Source organism: Microbacterium saperdae (assembly GCF_006716345.1).
GTDB lineage: Bacteria > Actinomycetota > Actinomycetes > Actinomycetales > Microbacteriaceae > Microbacterium > Microbacterium saperdae.
In genome coordinates this window covers 1,666,500-1,681,506 of sequence record NZ_VFOX01000001.1, presented here as the reverse complement: position 1 = coordinate 1,681,506, position 15,007 = coordinate 1,666,500, and the positions used below count along the sequence as shown (strand labels likewise).

Here is a 15,007-nt window from a genome sequence, read left to right as displayed (position 1 = left end):
AAAGCGTACGTCAAGAAAGTGTCTGAGACCAGCCAGAAGCTCCTCTTGAGGGTTCCTTGAGGTGTCCCGACGCGTGTTCCGACCCGTCAGATCGCCCCTGGGGCGACGAAGCGGAGCGGGAAAAGGGCACGTCCTGAGCGGATCGGCGAGGACTGCACGTAAACGAAGAGAAAATTCGCGCTCGACACGCCGTTTCGTACTTGTCGCAGACTCCGGGACATGAAAAAGTGTGCAGGCGGTTCCCCCCACCGCTCCTCTCTCCCGGCCGCAGGCCGCCCGCTGATACGACGGACGGAGAGCACTCGCCGAACGCCCGCCTGAACGATCGCGGAGCCCGGCCGATGAAGACGTCGGGGGGTGAAGGAGGAGGGTGTTGGGAAGCACCTATATCGAGACCGGCGGGCATGTGCGCGTCTACGACGACGCCGTGCGCACGCACCAGGTGTTTCCGTTGGGAACCTATCGGGTGGGATTCTCGTCGAAGGAGGGTTTCAGCCTGATCAGGATCGACGATCTGACGGTCGGCGCGGAACGGGTGTACGGAGGGCGCGACCGGAAGGTCGCCAAGATCTTCCGGTCGTACGCGCTCGCCGAGCGCAGTCTCGGAGTGATGCTGTCCGGCGACAAAGGCATCGGCAAGTCCCTCTTCCTGCGGATGGTCGCTGAATCCGCCCGCGCACACGGCCTTCCCGTCGTGGTCGTCTCGGAGGACAACGACGGCCTCGTCGACTTCCTCGACAGTCTCGACGAGTGCCTGATCGTCTTCGACGAGTTCGAGAAGATCTTCCCGGCCGGACGCCGGGGACTCACCGACGGCCTCAATCGTCAGAACCAGTTCCTCTCGCTGTTCGACGGCCTGTCCTCCGTGAAGCGCATCTACTGCCTGTCGGTGAACGACATCGCCGATGTCAGCACCTATCTCGTCAACCGCCCCGGCCGCTTCCACTACCACCTGCGATTCGACTACCCGGGCCCGGAGGAGGTGCGTCAGTACCTCGTCGACCAGGCGCCGGGTGCCGACCCGGACGAGATCGAGAACGTCGCCCTGTTCTCCCGCCGTGCGCGCCTGAACTACGACCACCTGCGCGCCATCGCGTTCGAACTCCGACAGCCGGACACGCTGTTCTCCGAGATCGTCGACGACCTGAACATCAAGTCGGTCGAGCCGGGCACATACCGGATCGAGGCGCGCTTCCCCGACGGCAAGGTGTGGGCAGACGAGGTCGAGATCAACCTCTTCGAACGCGGGGATGTCGGTCGCACATTCGAACTGCGCAACTCCATGCGCTCGATCTTCGCCTCGTTCGTCCCCCGCGATCTCATCTTCGAACCGGACGGCGGCATCTTCGTGCCGATCGACAGGCTCGAACTGCTCGGAGATGATGACGAAGAACCGGAGATCTACCCCACATCCGTTCGCCTGACCCTGGCGGGCCAGGGGAACTACGGCTTCGGACTCTGGGACACCGCCGAGATCCGCGCGAGATAGGCGCCGAGCGTACCCCGTCGATCGGCGAGGGACGCTGCACGCGTTGTCAGTCGTTGACCTTGACGCGTCGATTGACTTCACGCGTCGCGGAGAATTTGAGCACCGTGTAGTCGGTCACCTCGCCGGTTCCTTCATCCTTGCCGAACTGCACGCGATGCCCCTTGTGGGTCTGCGGGTAGAACTTGCCGAAGTTGGTGAGGGTGACGGTGTTGCCCTGGCTGACGAGGTCGAGAAGCTCGTCGATCATGGCGTTGTACGCGGCCTGTGCAGCGAAGACGGAGATTCCCCCGCGTCGCGCGAACCTCTGGACGAACTCGCGCTTGCTGACCCGGTTGGCGTCGAGCGTCTTGGATGTGCTCATGATGTTCATCGTCCCCTGGTGTGTTCGCTCGTCACCGAGCGGCTTTCGCTGTATCCCCGACAGCCAGCTCCGCAGTGCGTCGAGTCCCATCCGACGACACCGGGATCTGTGAGGCCCCAGCCCTTATCCCTCAGAGGATAGTGCTTCTTGCTTCGTATATGCGGTGAATCTCGGATTTCTTTGATCTGCGAGCTTCTTCGCCGCTTCCGCGGCCGCGACTGATTTCCGGATCTGCACACGGATGTCATTGCCCGCCGCATCGACATCGACCGACAGCGCGGTCGCCGCAAGCGCCTTGGTGTTGACGACCATGTCGCCGTCGGCGATCAGCAGATCGGCTTTGACCCCGTACGCCGCACCGATCGGGCGTCCCCGCTCGTCCAGGAGGACCACGACGTTGTTCCCGGCGGCGCTCTCGATCGCGCCGAACTGATCCGCCGTGTACCGGGCGGAGCTCTCGTAGCCGACCCGCTGCGCGCCGTGCGTATGCGGGACGAGCGCGAGGTCGGTCTCCCCCGGTGCCCGACGGTCGGCGGGGTGCACGCGCACGTCGAGATGATGCGCCGTGATCGCGCCATCCGAATCGACCTCGATGCGGTCGGCGTAGGCCATCACGACCAGGTTGACGCCGGTGGTCGCACCGGCACCGTGTCTCCGGGCGCGCAGGTCGACCACGCGTCAGCGTCCACCGAGCAGCGCTCGGATCGGGTACGTCTGCTCCTCGAGGATGACTTGCGCAGCGCGGCCCGTCGCGGCGTGCACCACGATGGGCGCGCGCAGGTTCACGTGCACCCCCTCGTCCGAGGGATTCGCGACGACGTACACCCGGATCACGTCATCGCCGTCGACGCCGATCTCCGCGCGGACGGGGGCGGGGATGGGGGGCGCGTAGTCCCGGTCGACGGCAGCCGCGTCGAGCAGGAACAGTCGCACGTCGGCATCCACGGCGCGCAGCGCGTACAGGCCCTCGGCGCCGCTGATCGCCTCGAGCTCGAACGCCGTGTACGGACTCAGCCCGTGCATCGGCGAGGCGAACACGATCGCGGCCGTGGATGAGGCGGGGGTCGTCGCGGTCATCGCAGGAACTCCAGGAGATTGGTCTGCAGGGACCTCGCGGTCACCTGCAGAGCGGATTGGAACACGAGCTCGGCGGACTGCAGGCGCACGAGCACCTCGAGACTGTCGACGTTCTCGACGCTGGCGCGCCGGGCCTCCAGATCGGTGGAGGTCGAGAGGTTCTGGGACGTGGCCCGCTCGATCTGGACCTGGCGCGCCCCGGTCGTGCCGCGGGCTGCCACCACATCCTTGAGTCGCGCGTCGATGTCGTCGAGGCGCGACCCGACGTTCGCGCCCCCGCGCAGTTCGGCGGCGATGTCCTTCAGGAGCGCGAAGGCGCTGTCGGCCCCCACCCCGAACGCCTGGGAGCCGTCGAAGTCGACGCGAACGGTCTCGTCGTCGCTGATGCGGCGACGCACACCGTCTCCCGGGCTGCCGTTGAAGGTGAAAGTGCCCGGTTCGAACGCCCCGCCGGCGTCACTGGTGCCGGCGAAGACACTGCGACCGAGCACCGTGGTGTTCGCCTGGGCGAGCAGTTCGGCGCTGATCGTCTCGAGCTCCTGCGCGATGGATTCACGGGCGGTCGGGCTGAGCGCCCCGGAGTTCGCTCCCTGCGCGGTGAGGTCGCGTGCGCGGTTCAGCAGATCGGTGCTCGCGCCCAGTGCGGTGTCGACCGAGGTGACCCAGGCCATGCCGTCGCTGAGGTTGCGGGCGTACTGGGCGAGTCTCGACTGCTCTCCGTGCACACCGAGCGCGGTGGCTGCCGCCGCAGGATCCTCGCTGGGCGTGCGGAAGGCACGCTGCGATGCGGCCTGGTTCTGCAGACGCTCGCGGTCGGCGAGATTGGTCTGCAGGGTGCGCAGCGACTGCTGCGTCATGGTGCTGCTCGTGATGCGTCCGATCATGTCGTCTCCCCGGGTCAGCGGCCGACCAGGCCGGTGCGGTTGATCAGGAGGTCCAGAGCCTCGTCCATCGCGGTCAGCACGCGCGCGGCGGCCTGATAGGCGGTCTGGTACGTGAGGAGGTTGATGGTCTCCTCGTCGCCGTCCACGGAGGAGTTGGACTGCTGCGCAGTGACGGCGGCGACCGCACCCATGTCGGCGATATCCGCGCGCTGGAGGTCTCCGGCGACGGTGACGGCGAAGCCGGTCACGAAACTCGACCATGTCTTGCTCGGCCCGGTCGACGCAGTGCCCAGCGAACCGATGCGATCCGCGATCGTGGTGTCCTTGGATCCGGATCCCGGTGCTGCCAGCGCCAGCTGTTCGAGTCCGGTCGGGATGACGCGCAGGCCGAGGGCCGCGGGGCCGGAGGCGTCGAGGGCGAAGAAGTCACCGCCGGGGGTGCCTGCCGATGTGACACCCGTACGGTGCAGGTCGTTGACCGCCGCAGCCAGAGCGGATGCGGTCTCGTTGTAGGCCGCGGCCACGCTGGCGAGCGAACCGCCGTCCGCGGCGGGAGCGAGGGCGCTGATGGTTCCGCCGATCACTCCGCCGCCGATGGCGACAGCCAGCTCCGGTCGATCGGCCCAGGCGACGCCGATGCGACCGGTGTCCGCGATCTCTCGCGGACCGCTCACGACGAGGTCCCGGCTCATGTCGCCGGCGACCAGGGCGTTCCCGTCGACGCGCAACGTGAGCGTGCCGTCGCTCTCGACCACACCCTTGGCGCCCACGGCGGTCGACAGCTGCTGCGCGAGGCCGTTGCGCTGGTCGATCAGCTCGTTGGCGTTGCGACCGGACTGCAGCGCCTCTCGGATCTGTCCGTTGAGCGTGGCGACCTGACCGGCGATGGCGTTGACATCGGCGATGTCGCGATCGATCTGGCCGCGCAGATCGGTCCACTGCCCCGCGACGGCCTCATATCCGGCGGCGATCTGGCCGACGAGCACCTGGGCGTTCGTGAGCACGACCTGCGCCGCGGCCGGTTCGGGCGTGTTGGCGAGGTCGGACCACCCGGCCCAGAAACGGTTCATGTTCGCAGCCAGTCCCGCGGTGGTGGGCTCAGCCAGCATGCTCTCGGCGCGACCGGCCGCGTCGGCCCTGGCGCTCCAGAAGCCCGATGTCGACAGGGCGTCGCGCACGCGGGCGTCGAGCACGGCGTCGCCGAGGCGTGCGACGCCGGTCACGTTCACTCCCCCGCCGATGCCGAGTCCGCTCTTCCAGAGCCCTGTCTGTCCTGGACCGGAGACGGGCGCCTGGTCGACGCGCTGACGCGTGTAGCCCGTCGTGGTCTGATTGGCGATGTTCTGACCCGTCACCGTCATTCCCGCACGCGCGGCGGAGAGGGCGGATTCAGCGAGCCTGAGACCTGCGAAAGATGACATGGGCAGCTCACATCCTGGTGTCGAGAAGTCGGGCGTCGCCGTCGCGGACGACATCACCGGACGGGGTGTACTCGCCGGAGGGCACGCCGAGTCCGGCGATCGTCTCCTGACTGACGCGGATGGCCGTCCGCAGTCGCTGCTCGTTGATCTGCTTCATCTGCTCGATCTCGTCCGCGAGGGCGGTCATGGTCGTCAGATGCCCGGTGAGCACCTCACGCCATCCGTCGTTCGGCGCCGCCTCGATCAGCTCGCGCAGCGTCGTCGCCTCCGGCACGCCCCATTCGTCGGCCGTGGCGACCACCAGGGCGTCACGCGAGAGCGCGACAGTGGGCATGGCGGCGAGCACACGTTCGATCTCGGTGGATGCGTGGCGGATCCACCGGTTGCGTCCGGTCGCCAGAAGCATCTGCTGCTCGTCGAGCTTGAAGAGCAGCATCTCGAGCAGTTCGCGTTCACGCAGCAGCTGCATGCTCAGGTCGTGAGCGGCCACAGTTGGTCACCTCGTCAGGTCGTGGTTTCCATGACGGGATTGCCCGTCACACCTACGACTATCGCGACAACGCGGAGGGGAGTAACTCAGCCCGGATGGGGAGAACTACCCATTGACAGCTTTCACGGGGTGGTGCCGCGGCCGGCCAGAGCGGCCAGGAGCAGGGACTCCGCAGAGGAGTCCGCCGCGGTCTGCAGGGCTTCCTGATTCGCATCGCTCACGGCGACCACGATCTCCGCGCGGTTGATGCGCGTGTCCCGCGGAGCATCGATTCCGATGCGCACCCCTCCGGGTGTCACCGCCAGGATCGTGACCGTGATGTCGTCGCCGATCACGATGCTCTCGTTCGCGCGCCTCGTCAGCACCAGCATGCCTGTCCGCCTTCCATGGCTTCGGCGCCTTCACGCCATCCTGCTCCCCAAGCTAATGCATGCCCTCGTAAACGAGCGGAATCGACGCACTACCCGACACTGCTCGGCAGGGCCTGCTGCGTCACCCGCACGACACCCACGACATCGGTGGCCAGCGCTCCGGCACCCGCCTCGTCGTAGGAGAGCACGGGGAGACCGTCGACCTGGGGCGCGATCATCCTCCGCACCGCCTGGCGCAACGACGGCGCGCACACGAGCACCGGCTCCGGCCCCGCCGTCGTGAGCTCGGCGACCGTCCGCCGGACACCGTCCAACACCTGGAGGGTGGCCTCCGGGGTGAGCACGATCTGCGGATTACCCTCGACGATGCGCATGCCCTCGAGCATCTGCTGCTCCAGCATCGGTTCGAACATGACGACGCGCAGTCGTCCGTCCTCGGCGAAACGCGCGGCGATGGCCGGCCCGAGAGCCGCACGCGCGGCCTCGATCAGCCCCGGCGTCTCCGTCGAGGTCTTGCCGCGCAGAGCCAGCGCCTCGTAGATGCGCGCGAGGTCGTTGATGGGAACCCGTTCGGCCAGAAGACCGGCGAGCACGCGCTGGATTCCGGCCAGCGACAGCACGGCGGGCGTGAGCTCCTCCACCGTCGTCGGACTCGACTGCTTGAGGTGCTCGGTGAGCTGGCGCACATCCTCCAGCGACAGCAGCCGATGGGCTTGGCTCTGGACGACGTCCGACAGATGGGTGATGATCACGCTGGCTCTGTCGATCACGGTCGCGCCCGCCATGTCGGCTGCATGAGACATCTCCGCGGGCACCCACTTGCCCTCGAGACCGAACACCGGATCGACCACAGCGGTGCCCGGCAACTGCTCGAGTCCTCCTCCGATGGCCAGCACGTGCCCGCGCGGGACAGAGCCGCGCCCCACCTCGACGCCGGCGATGAGGATCGCATAGGTCTGCGCCGGCAGTTCGATGTTGTCCCGCGTGCGCACCGGGGGCATCAGGATGCCGATGTCCAGAGCGAGCTTGCGGCGCAGGGACTTCACCCGGGTGAGCAGGTCGCCGGCTCCCCCGGACGCGAGATCCACGATGTCGGGGGCGAGCGAGATCTCGAGAGCATGCACGCGCATCCTGTCCATGAGCTCGTCAGGCCCCTCGGCTCCCGCCTCGACCGCCTCCTGATGTTGCGCATCGGCCTCGAGCGCCGCATCGCGGTCCTCGTTCGCCTTGACGCGCGAGGCCGCGAAGAGCAGCACGGCGCCGATGCCGGCGAACACCAGCAGCGGCATCCCCGGGATGAATCCCATCGCGATCGCCGCGAGTCCCGTGATCACGAGCGCGTTGCGCGACTGCAGCAGCTGCCGGGCGGCGGCCTGCCCCATCTCTGCCTCGACGTTCTCACGCGTCACGATCATGCCGGTGGAGACCGCCATCAGCAGGGCGGGGATCTGGGTCACCAGGCCGTCGCCGATCGTCAGGATGCTGTAGGTCTCGAGCGCATCCCCCATCTCCATGCCGTGCTGCACCATGCCGATGACGATGCCGCCGACGAAGTTGATGATGACGATCACGATGCCGGCGATCGCATCGCCCTTCACGAACTTCGACGCTCCATCCATCGCGCCGTAGAAGTCCGCCTCTGCGGCGACCTCGGCTCGTCGTCTGCGCGCCTCGGTGTCGGTGATGAGCCCGGCGTTCAGATCGGCATCGATCGCCATCTGCTTGCCGGGCATGGCGTCGAGCGTGAACCGCGCGCCGACCTCGGCCACCCGCTCCGCGCCCTTCGTCACCACCACGAACTGGATGACGGTGAGGATCAGGAAGATCACCGCGCCGATCACCAACGAGCCGCTGATCGTGATCTGGCCGAACGCCTGGATGACCTGACCGGCGTGCGCCTCGCTGAGGATGAGACGCGTGGACGCCACGTTGAGGCCGAGCCGGAACAGCGTCGCGACCAGCAGCAGGCTCGGGAACACCGAGAAGTCCAGCGGCTTCTTCACGAACATCGCCGTGAGCAGGATCAGCAGCGCGAACGAGATGTTCACCACGATGAGCACGTCGAGGAGCGGTGTCGGGATCGGCACGATGAGCAGGAGGATGATGCCGACGACACCGACCGGCACGGCTCCCTTGGACAGCAGTTGACCGAACATGCGATTCACCTTCTCGTTTCTCGTCGTCGACGGGTGGGGGTCAGAGACCGCGCTCGCGGGTACTGGCGAACGGCATCGTGTGAGTGCCGCGCGCCGACCCGCGTCGCTTGAGGTGCTCGATGAAGGCCAGCACCTGCGCGACGGCGGTGTAGAGCTCCTCGGGGATCTCGCGCCCGATGTCGCACGCGGAATGAAGAGCTCGGGCGAGCGGCACGTCGCGCACCATCGGCACGCCCGCCGCCTCCGCCTTCTCGCGGATCTTCTGCGCGACCACTCCGGCCCCCTTCGCGACCACGCGTGGCGCGGACTTGCCCGGCTCGTAGCGGAGAGCCACGGCGACATGGGTGGGATTCACGAGCACGACGTCGCTGTCGCTGACCGCGGCGATCATGCGATTGCGGCTGAGGGCGATCTGACGCGAGCGACGTTGGGAACGCACGAGCGGGTCGCCCTCGCTCTTCTTGTGCTCGTCCTTCGCCTCCTTCTTCGTCATGTGGGTGTGCGTGCGGTTGCGACGCATGACGACGGCGACGTCGATCGCGGCGAGCAGAATGCCGACGACCACGGCGACCTGGAGCAGTGCCACCGCTCCGCCGGCGGCCTGCTCGAGCAGCCAGGTGATGTTGTGGCTGCCGCTGGCCATCAGCACCGGGACGAGCCCGGACACGACGATCCACAACGAGAGGCCGATGGCGGACGTCTTCAGCAAGGCCTTCGCGCCTTCCCAGAGTGCCTGCTTGCCGAAGACGCGCTTCAGCCCCGAGACCAGGTTGAACTGCTCGGTGCGCATCGTCACCCCGCGCAGATGGATCCCACCCTGGGCGACCGCCGTCGCCGTCGTGGCGAGCAGCACCACGAGCAGCAGCGGCAGCAGGATCCCGCCGATCGATGCGAGAGCCGCCCCCAGCACCTCGACGGCCGCATCGGGCGTGGGGTGCGCCGCGATCGGCACGACATGCAGGAACAGTTCGGTGAGCACCTGAGACGCCGAAGCGATCGCCGGCAGCGCCATGATCGCGGCCGCGGCGATGCAGACCCACGCCGTGAAGTCCTGGCTGCGTCCGATCTGCCCCTTGCGGCGGGCCTCCTTCAACCGCCGATCGGTGCTCTTCTCCGTGCGTTCTCCGGTGTCGGTATCGCTCATCCGGTCACCTCCAGGAGCAGCCGTGCCGCCTCATCCGCGATCGCCGCGACGACACCCGGCAGCGCGGCGTAGACGAAGCCGACCAGCAGCAGTGTGAGACCGATCTTGATCGGGAAACCCATCGCGAAGGCGTTGAGAGCGGGAGCGACCCGGGTCACGAGCCCGAGCCCGACATCTGCGAGGAAGAGCACGATCAGAAGGGGGCCCGCGATTTGCACGGCGCTGAGCATCATCTGCCCTGTCGCTCCCACCAGCGCCTCGGCCGGGTGCGCGAGGTCGATCATGCCGGTGACCGGGATGGCGTCGAACGAGCGGAACAGTCCACCCAGCACGAGCTGATACCCGTCGGAGGCGAAGAGCAGCACGATCGCGGTCATCTGGAACAGCCTGGTGAACTGGGCGCCGTTGACCGCCATGCCGGGGTCGAACGCCTGCGCGAGCTGGAACCCACCGAAGGTGTCGACCAGGTGCCCCGAGCCCTGGATCGCGCTGAACAGCACCATCACCAGGAAGCCGAGCAGGGCACCGGTGAGCGCCTGACCGGCCAGCGCGAGCAGGAACGCACCGGTGTCGAGGCGTTCGTAGCCGGCGGAGACGACGGGCGAGACTGCGAGGGCCAGCCCGGCGCCCAGCATCGCCCTGATCCGCATCGGCACGGTTCCGTGGCTGAACGGCGGAGCGATCACGAGGAAGGCCGTGATGCGCACGCAGGCGAGCGCGGTCGCCTCGAGCCACGTGAAATCGATCGGGATGTGCATCAGCCGCCGTTCAGGAGCGACGGGATCCGGGCGAACAGCTCGTTCGTGAAGGCGATCATCTCGGCGATCATCCAGTGGCCGCTCACGAGCAGAGCGATACCGACGGCCACGAGCTTCGGCACGAAGGAGATCGTCATCTCCTGCACCTGGGTGATCGACTGCAGCAGGGAGATCGCGAAGCCGACCACGAGCGCGGTGATCAGCAAGGGCGCGCAGAGCTTCGCCGCCAGGATGAGCGCGGCCTGTCCGATGTCGATGACCGCCTCGGGGTTCATCCGCCACCTCCGCTGTAGGACTGCACGAGGGCGGTGATGACCATCCCCCACCCGTCGATCAGCAGGAACAGCAGGATCTTGAACGGCAGCGAGATCATGACCGGCGGCAGCATCATCATGCCCATCGACATCAGCGCGCTGGCGACGACGAGGTCGATCACGAGGAAGGGGACGAAGATGATGAAACCGATGAGGAACGCCGCCCGCAGCTCGCTCAACATGAACGCCGGCACCAGCGTCTGCAGCGGGATGTGGGAGGGATCGGTGGGGTTCTCCATCTGAGCGGCACGGTGCATCAGGGCGATGTCCTCTTCGCGCGTGTAGGAGAGCATCCACTGCCGCAGCGGCTCCTGCGCGAGCTCGAAGGCCTGGGGGAAACCGATGTCGCCCGCGGTGAAGGGGCTGACGGCCACGGTGTTGATGTCGGTGAGCACCGGCCACATGATGAACAACGTCAAGAACAGGCTCAGCCCCGCGAGCACCTGATTCGGCGGGATCGACGGCAGCGAAAGTGCATTGCGGGTGAGAGCGAGCACCACGAAGATCTTCGTGAAGCTCGACATCATCAGCAGCAGGGCGGGCGCCACGCTCAGGATCGTGATGCCGAGCAGCGTCATGATGCTGTCGGACGGCGTGCCGTTGATGCCGTTGATCGTCACGCCCTCGCCGTCGGAGGTCTCGAGCGGCACGAGAGCCGCCGCATGCGCGCCGGCAGCTCCCCAGAGCACGATCACGACGGCGAGCCCGAGCCCGACAGCGACCAGGACCCGCATCCGACGGGGCCGTCGCGCGCGCGCAGGCAGCACGGCAGCGGGGGCGATTGCGGGCACGGCGGCACTCCGAAGATGGGTGACGTGGCCGATCCGTAGCCGAGGGGCGAGCGATCCGTGCTCGCAGGGGACTATCGCGACGCCGAGCGCGTCGCGTAACCGAGAGGGCCGCTCAGGCGACCGACTTCAGCGCCCGCTCGATGTCGTCAGGCAGGACGGATGCGTCCGCGGAGGTTCCATCGACATCGTCCTCCCTCACAGCAGGCGCCTCCTGGGTGTCGACCACATTGATGCCGTGGTCGGTGACCCCGAGCACGTAGCGGATGCCGCCGAACTCGGCAACGACCAGCTGTGCTCTCGCACCGAGCCCCGAACGGGCGACGACCGTGATCTTCTCCTGCCGCGGGCGTCCGCCTCTTCCCGCCGTGCGGCGCGCGGGTGCCGACCCCGCGACCCGCCCGAGCTTCTGCGGAACGAGGCCGCTGAGCGGATTGCCTCCCTTCGCGCTGGCCTTCTGCAGGCGGCGGCTGAGGAAGAGCAACAGGCCGAGCACGGCGGCCAGTGCGACGATCATGCGCAGCGCGACGAGCAGGTCGTCCACGCTCAGACGCTCTCTGCGCCGTCGAGGATGCGCTCGACACGGATCGCGAAATCGCCGTCGGCGACCACCACCGTGCCGTGGCCGATCAGGCGCCCGTTGAGCTTGATGTCCGCCGGAGAGCCCGCCGCGCGGTCGAGCTCGACGACGTGACCGGGTTCGAGCGACAGCACCTCGCGCACCGGCATCCGGGTGCGGCCGATCTCGACGACCAGCTCCATCTCGACGCCGGCGATGCGGCTGAGCCGCTGGGGGCCGCCGGAGGTCGCACCGGCCCGGTCGCCGTCGATGCGCACGGACGCCCGGGCGGCGATGGAACCCTCCGCGTCCACGAGGTCGAACACCTGCGTCCCCGGTGCGGTGAACACCTCGGCGGCGCTCACGGTCTCGCCCTCGCCGAGCGAACCCGTGCCCAGTACGATCGCGGCCGCCTCGAAGATCGGGTGCAGGCGGTCCGCGAGTTCCGCCGTCTTCGAGCCGTCCTCGAGCTGAGCCGGGTCGGCGATCTGGATCGCGATGCGCGCGCCGGGGGTGCCGGTGAAGGTCACGGCCACGGCCTCGCCGGAGGCTCCGGGGTCGGTGGACGGCGTGGGGATGACGGGATAGCCGAACGGCAGCTTGCCGGCGATCGCCGCAGCGATGGCCGTCTCGTGGAAGGTGCTCATCAGTGGGTCTCCTCGTGGATGGTCGTGATGGTGCAGGCGAGACGCGAGCCCCGGCTGCCCGGCGTGGCTCGGGCGATCGGCGTACGCCCCGCCATCAGCTCGTACGGTGTCGTCTCGGGGTGAGGGAGGCGCAGCAGGTCACCGGGTGCGAGGCTCAGCACCTCGCCCGCGGCGATCGTGATCGGCGCCAGCCGCAGGGTGATGTCGAGCGGCGTGCTGTGCACCTGGTCGCGGGTGTGGCCGGCGCCGCGGGCCGCCGCGGCATCCGCTCCCGAGGCCGCGAGTCGATCGACCACGACGGAGGCGGGCAGCATGATCGAGGCCACCGTCTGCGTGTCGCCCAACCGCATCGTGTACCGCGCGACGATCACGGCTGCCGATGCCGCGATGACCTGGAGGTACTGCGGGTTGTAGTGGACTCCTCCGAACCGCGGCTCTCCGGGCAGCAGTGTTCCCATGCTCGCGGCGAGGTGCTCGAACGTCCCCTCCATGAGGTTCCGGATCAACGCGAGCTCGATCGGGGTGAACGTGCGTCCCTCGGGGAGAGAAGTGCTCCGGCCGCCCATCATCTGCACGACCCAGAGCAGCGCACTGTCGAGGCCGAACTGCACCACGCAGGGTTCGTCGCGGTCGGTGAAGGATCCGGCGACCATGGCCGTCGTGCCGGGGAGCGTCTGCGCGTACTCCTCGTAGGAGACGAGTTCGACGCTCTCCAACGACAGATGAGTGCGTACACGGATCTTCGCGGTCAGCTGCGATGACCACAGCCGTGCGAAGGACTCGAACGACGCTTCCAGGCGTCGGATGCTGTCACGTCCCAGCTGGGCCGGACGGCTGAAGTCGTAGGCCGGATAGGCGCCGGGGGCGGTATCCAGCGCGACGGCTGCGGTCATGGTGTTCTCCTCGGAGACGGTGGTCACAGTGCCTCAGCTCGTCTCTGCGGCTTCGGCGAGGGCGGGCAGCAGGGCACGCACCTGGTCTTCCTCGTTCGACTCGACGACGATGTCGACGCGTCGATTGCTGGCGAGGGCCTCCGGCGAATCCCCGGCCATCAGCGGCCGCGTATCGGAGAACGCGATGGCCTTGACCCGCGCCCCCGCGATGCGCTCGTGCTCCACGAGGAAACGGGCGACCTGCGTGGCGCGGCCGCCGGAGAGCTCCCAGTTCGTCGGGTACGGATCAGCGGCATGACGACGGTCGGCGTGGCCTTCGATGCTCACCTGATTGTCGACGGTCGCGAGCACATCGCCGATCGCGTCGAGCACGCCGTCAGCCTTCGCCGAGAGGCTCGTGCTGTTGTCGCCGAAGAAGGTCTCGGCGCCCACCAGCCCCACCTTGAGCCCGCGGTCATCGATCACGAAGTCGACCGTGTCCTGCAATCCCTGGGCGGTGAGTGATGCTCGGATGCGCTCGCGCAGCACCTCGAGCGACTCGAACTCGGCCGCGGCACGTGTGGTGAGGTCGGCCTCCCCCTCGGCGTCCTCCATCTCGGGCGGGATCACGAGGCCCTCCGAGATGTCCGCGCCGCCGGTCGTCGTGTCCTCCTGTCCGAAGCCGGTCGCCAGACTGTTCGCGAGCAGCTCGAACTTCGTCTTGTCGACGTTCGACACCGCGAACAGCACGATGAACAAGCACATCAGCACCGTGACCATGTCGGCGTAGGAGACGGCCCAGCGCTCGTCGGGCTCGTCGTGGGAGTCGTCCTCGTGCCGCCGTCCGCCCCCGCGACGGGCGCTGCTCACCGGATGTCCTCCGCACCCTTCGGCTCCGCGCCCTTCGCGTCCTCGGCCTTACGACGCTTCGGCTTGACGGTCGACAGGGCCTCCAGACGCTCCTGAAGCAGGTGCGGCGCGCTTCCGGCCTGGATCGCGAGCATGCCCTCGCTCACCAGCATCATGCGTTCCAGCTCGACCGCGCCGATGCGGTTCAGCCGGCCCGCGATCGGGTTCCAGATGAAGTTGGCGGAGAGCAATCCCCACAGCGTCGCGACGAAGGCTGCCGCGATCATCGGACCGAGGTGGTCGGGCTCGTCGAGCTTCTCGAGGACGTGGGTGAGAGAGACGACGGTGCCGACGATGCCGATCGTGGGCGCGTATCCACCGAGCGTGGAGAAGAACTTCGCAGCGACGCGGTTGCGTGACGAGGTCGCGGTGATCTCGTCGTCCATCATCATGCGCAGATCGTCGGCGTCCGTGCCGTCGGCGAGGGCCTGCAGCGCCTGCCTGGTGAAGGCATCCGGCGCGCTGTCCAGCTCCTGCTCCAGGGCGAGAAGACCTTCGCCGCGGGCCTTCTCCGCGTAGCCGACGAGGAACGGGATGACCGCTTCGGGTGTGGAACGCGGGCCGCGCACCATGCGACCGAGGCTGGCGATCGCCAGGCGCGTGTCACGCAGGGTGTGGCTCGCGATGCCGACGCCGATGGTCGAACCGAGCACCAGGATCATCGGAGCCGGGATGAGCAGAGCCTCGAAGCTCGCACCCTCCATGGTGATCATGGCGACCAGTGCACCGAACGCCAGGACGACGCCGATGAGGAATGCGGGATCCAC

At 67.9% G+C, this 15,007-nt stretch carries 18 protein-coding genes; 1 reads left to right on the top strand and 17 read right to left on the bottom strand.

What is annotated here, in order from left to right; genetic code table 11:
• The first annotated feature begins 373 nt into the window (after positions 1 to 373).
• Positions 374 to 1,489, top strand: a complete 1,116-nt coding sequence (locus FB560_RS07985; protein WP_141871872.1) for an AAA family ATPase — start codon at positions 374 to 376, stop codon at positions 1,487 to 1,489.
• Positions 1,490 to 1,535: 46 nt separating this feature from the next.
• Here FB560_RS07985 and FB560_RS07980 read toward each other — a convergent pair whose 3' ends face one another.
• The 17 genes from FB560_RS07980 to FB560_RS07900 form a co-directional block, all read right to left on the bottom strand.
• Entirely contained in the window at positions 1,536 to 1,850 is a 315-nt protein-coding gene (locus FB560_RS07980) for an HU family DNA-binding protein (protein ID WP_141871871.1), read from the bottom strand.
• A 123-nt stretch (positions 1,851 to 1,973) separates the two neighbouring features.
• Positions 1,974 to 2,525, bottom strand: a complete 552-nt coding sequence (locus tag FB560_RS07975) for a hypothetical protein (protein ID WP_141871870.1) — start codon at positions 2,523 to 2,525, stop codon at positions 1,974 to 1,976.
• A 3-nt stretch (positions 2,526 to 2,528) separates the two neighbouring features.
• Positions 2,529 to 2,927 carry a flagellar assembly protein FliW gene (locus tag FB560_RS07970; RefSeq protein ID WP_141871869.1) on the bottom strand — a complete coding sequence of 133 codons (399 nt, stop codon included), beginning with the start codon at positions 2,925 to 2,927 and terminating at the stop codon, positions 2,529 to 2,531.
• The gene (flgL, locus tag FB560_RS07965) at positions 2,924 to 3,811 is read right to left on the bottom strand and encodes a flagellar hook-associated protein FlgL (RefSeq protein WP_141871868.1); all 888 of its coding nucleotides are present in this window, start codon (positions 3,809 to 3,811) and stop codon (positions 2,924 to 2,926) included. The genes FB560_RS07970 and flgL overlap by 4 nt, the downstream gene beginning before the upstream one ends.
• A 14-nt stretch (positions 3,812 to 3,825) precedes the next feature.
• Positions 3,826 to 5,232: a flagellar hook-associated protein FlgK gene (flgK, locus tag FB560_RS07960; RefSeq protein ID WP_141871867.1), complete on the bottom strand. Its 1,407-nt coding sequence runs from the start codon at positions 5,230 to 5,232 to the stop codon at positions 3,826 to 3,828.
• Positions 5,233 to 5,239: 7 nt separating this feature from the next.
• Positions 5,240 to 5,722 (bottom strand): flagellar export chaperone FlgN, encoded by a 483-nt coding sequence (flgN, locus tag FB560_RS07955; RefSeq protein WP_141871866.1) that lies wholly within the window; start codon positions 5,720 to 5,722, stop codon positions 5,240 to 5,242.
• Positions 5,723 to 5,844: 122 nt separating this feature from the next.
• A complete protein-coding gene (gene csrA, locus FB560_RS21050) occupies positions 5,845 to 6,093 on the bottom strand; it encodes a carbon storage regulator CsrA (protein ID WP_141871865.1) in 249 nt (82 codons plus the stop codon).
• Between the two features lie 89 nt (positions 6,094 to 6,182).
• Positions 6,183 to 8,249 (bottom strand): flagellar biosynthesis protein FlhA, encoded by a 2,067-nt coding sequence (locus tag FB560_RS07945; protein WP_141871864.1) that lies wholly within the window; start codon positions 8,247 to 8,249, stop codon positions 6,183 to 6,185.
• A 40-nt stretch (positions 8,250 to 8,289) separates the two neighbouring features.
• Complete coding sequence (locus FB560_RS07940; RefSeq protein ID WP_141871863.1) at positions 8,290 to 9,393, bottom strand: EscU/YscU/HrcU family type III secretion system export apparatus switch protein; 1,104 nt, start codon at positions 9,391 to 9,393, stop codon at positions 8,290 to 8,292.
• Entirely contained in the window at positions 9,390 to 10,151 is a 762-nt protein-coding gene (locus tag FB560_RS07935) for a flagellar biosynthetic protein FliR (RefSeq protein WP_141871862.1), read from the bottom strand. The genes FB560_RS07940 and FB560_RS07935 overlap by 4 nt, the downstream gene beginning before the upstream one ends.
• Positions 10,151 to 10,426, bottom strand: a complete 276-nt coding sequence (fliQ, locus tag FB560_RS07930; protein ID WP_141871861.1) for a flagellar biosynthesis protein FliQ — start codon at positions 10,424 to 10,426, stop codon at positions 10,151 to 10,153. Before fliQ ends, FB560_RS07935 begins: the two co-directional genes overlap by 1 nt.
• Positions 10,423 to 11,199, bottom strand: a complete 777-nt coding sequence (fliP, locus tag FB560_RS07925; protein WP_141873169.1) for a flagellar type III secretion system pore protein FliP — start codon at positions 11,197 to 11,199, stop codon at positions 10,423 to 10,425. The genes fliQ and fliP overlap by 4 nt, the downstream gene beginning before the upstream one ends.
• 169 nt (positions 11,200 to 11,368) lie before the next feature.
• Positions 11,369 to 11,797, bottom strand: coding sequence for a flagellar biosynthetic protein FliO (locus FB560_RS07920; RefSeq protein WP_141871860.1), 429 nt, complete (start codon positions 11,795 to 11,797; stop codon positions 11,369 to 11,371).
• A gap of 2 nt (positions 11,798 to 11,799) precedes the next feature.
• Positions 11,800 to 12,459 (bottom strand): FliM/FliN family flagellar motor switch protein, encoded by a 660-nt coding sequence (locus FB560_RS07915; RefSeq protein ID WP_141871859.1) that lies wholly within the window; start codon positions 12,457 to 12,459, stop codon positions 11,800 to 11,802.
• Positions 12,459 to 13,352 carry a flagellar motor switch protein FliM gene (locus tag FB560_RS07910; RefSeq protein ID WP_141871858.1) on the bottom strand — a complete coding sequence of 298 codons (894 nt, stop codon included), beginning with the start codon at positions 13,350 to 13,352 and terminating at the stop codon, positions 12,459 to 12,461. Before FB560_RS07910 ends, FB560_RS07915 begins: the two co-directional genes overlap by 1 nt.
• Before the next feature lie 33 nt (positions 13,353 to 13,385).
• The gene (locus FB560_RS07905) at positions 13,386 to 14,201 is read right to left on the bottom strand and encodes an OmpA/MotB family protein (protein WP_229673173.1); all 816 of its coding nucleotides are present in this window, start codon (positions 14,199 to 14,201) and stop codon (positions 13,386 to 13,388) included.
• A complete protein-coding gene (locus FB560_RS07900; RefSeq protein WP_141871857.1) occupies positions 14,198 to 15,007 on the bottom strand; it encodes a motility protein A in 810 nt (269 codons plus the stop codon). The genes FB560_RS07905 and FB560_RS07900 overlap by 4 nt, the downstream gene beginning before the upstream one ends.

Coding starts and splice junctions, on each gene's coding strand:
- FB560_RS07910 (WP_141871858.1), bottom strand. CDS start 13,352: ATGACCGCAGCCGTCGCGCTGGATACCGCCCCCGGCGCCTATCCGGCC.
- FB560_RS07980 (WP_141871871.1), bottom strand. CDS start 1,850: ATGAGCACATCCAAGACGCTCGACGCCAACCGGGTCAGCAAGCGCGAG.
- FB560_RS07945 (WP_141871864.1), bottom strand. CDS start 8,249: ATGTTCGGTCAACTGCTGTCCAAGGGAGCCGTGCCGGTCGGTGTCGTC.
- FB560_RS07915 (WP_141871859.1), bottom strand. CDS start 12,459: ATGAGCACCTTCCACGAGACGGCCATCGCTGCGGCGATCGCCGGCAAG.
- FB560_RS07940 (WP_141871863.1), bottom strand. CDS start 9,393: ATGAGCGATACCGACACCGGAGAACGCACGGAGAAGAGCACCGATCGG.
- flgK (WP_141871867.1), bottom strand. CDS start 5,232: ATGTCATCTTTCGCAGGTCTCAGGCTCGCTGAATCCGCCCTCTCCGCC.
- fliQ (WP_141871861.1), bottom strand. CDS start 10,426: ATGAACCCCGAGGCGGTCATCGACATCGGACAGGCCGCGCTCATCCTG.
- FB560_RS07935 (WP_141871862.1), bottom strand. CDS start 10,151: ATGCACATCCCGATCGATTTCACGTGGCTCGAGGCGACCGCGCTCGCC.
- flgL (WP_141871868.1), bottom strand. CDS start 3,811: ATGATCGGACGCATCACGAGCAGCACCATGACGCAGCAGTCGCTGCGC.
- FB560_RS07970 (WP_141871869.1), bottom strand. CDS start 2,927: ATGACCGCGACGACCCCCGCCTCATCCACGGCCGCGATCGTGTTCGCC.
- fliP (WP_141873169.1), bottom strand. CDS start 11,199: ATGCGGGTCCTGGTCGCTGTCGGGCTCGGGCTCGCCGTCGTGATCGTG.
- csrA (WP_141871865.1), bottom strand. CDS start 6,093: ATGCTGGTGCTGACGAGGCGCGCGAACGAGAGCATCGTGATCGGCGAC.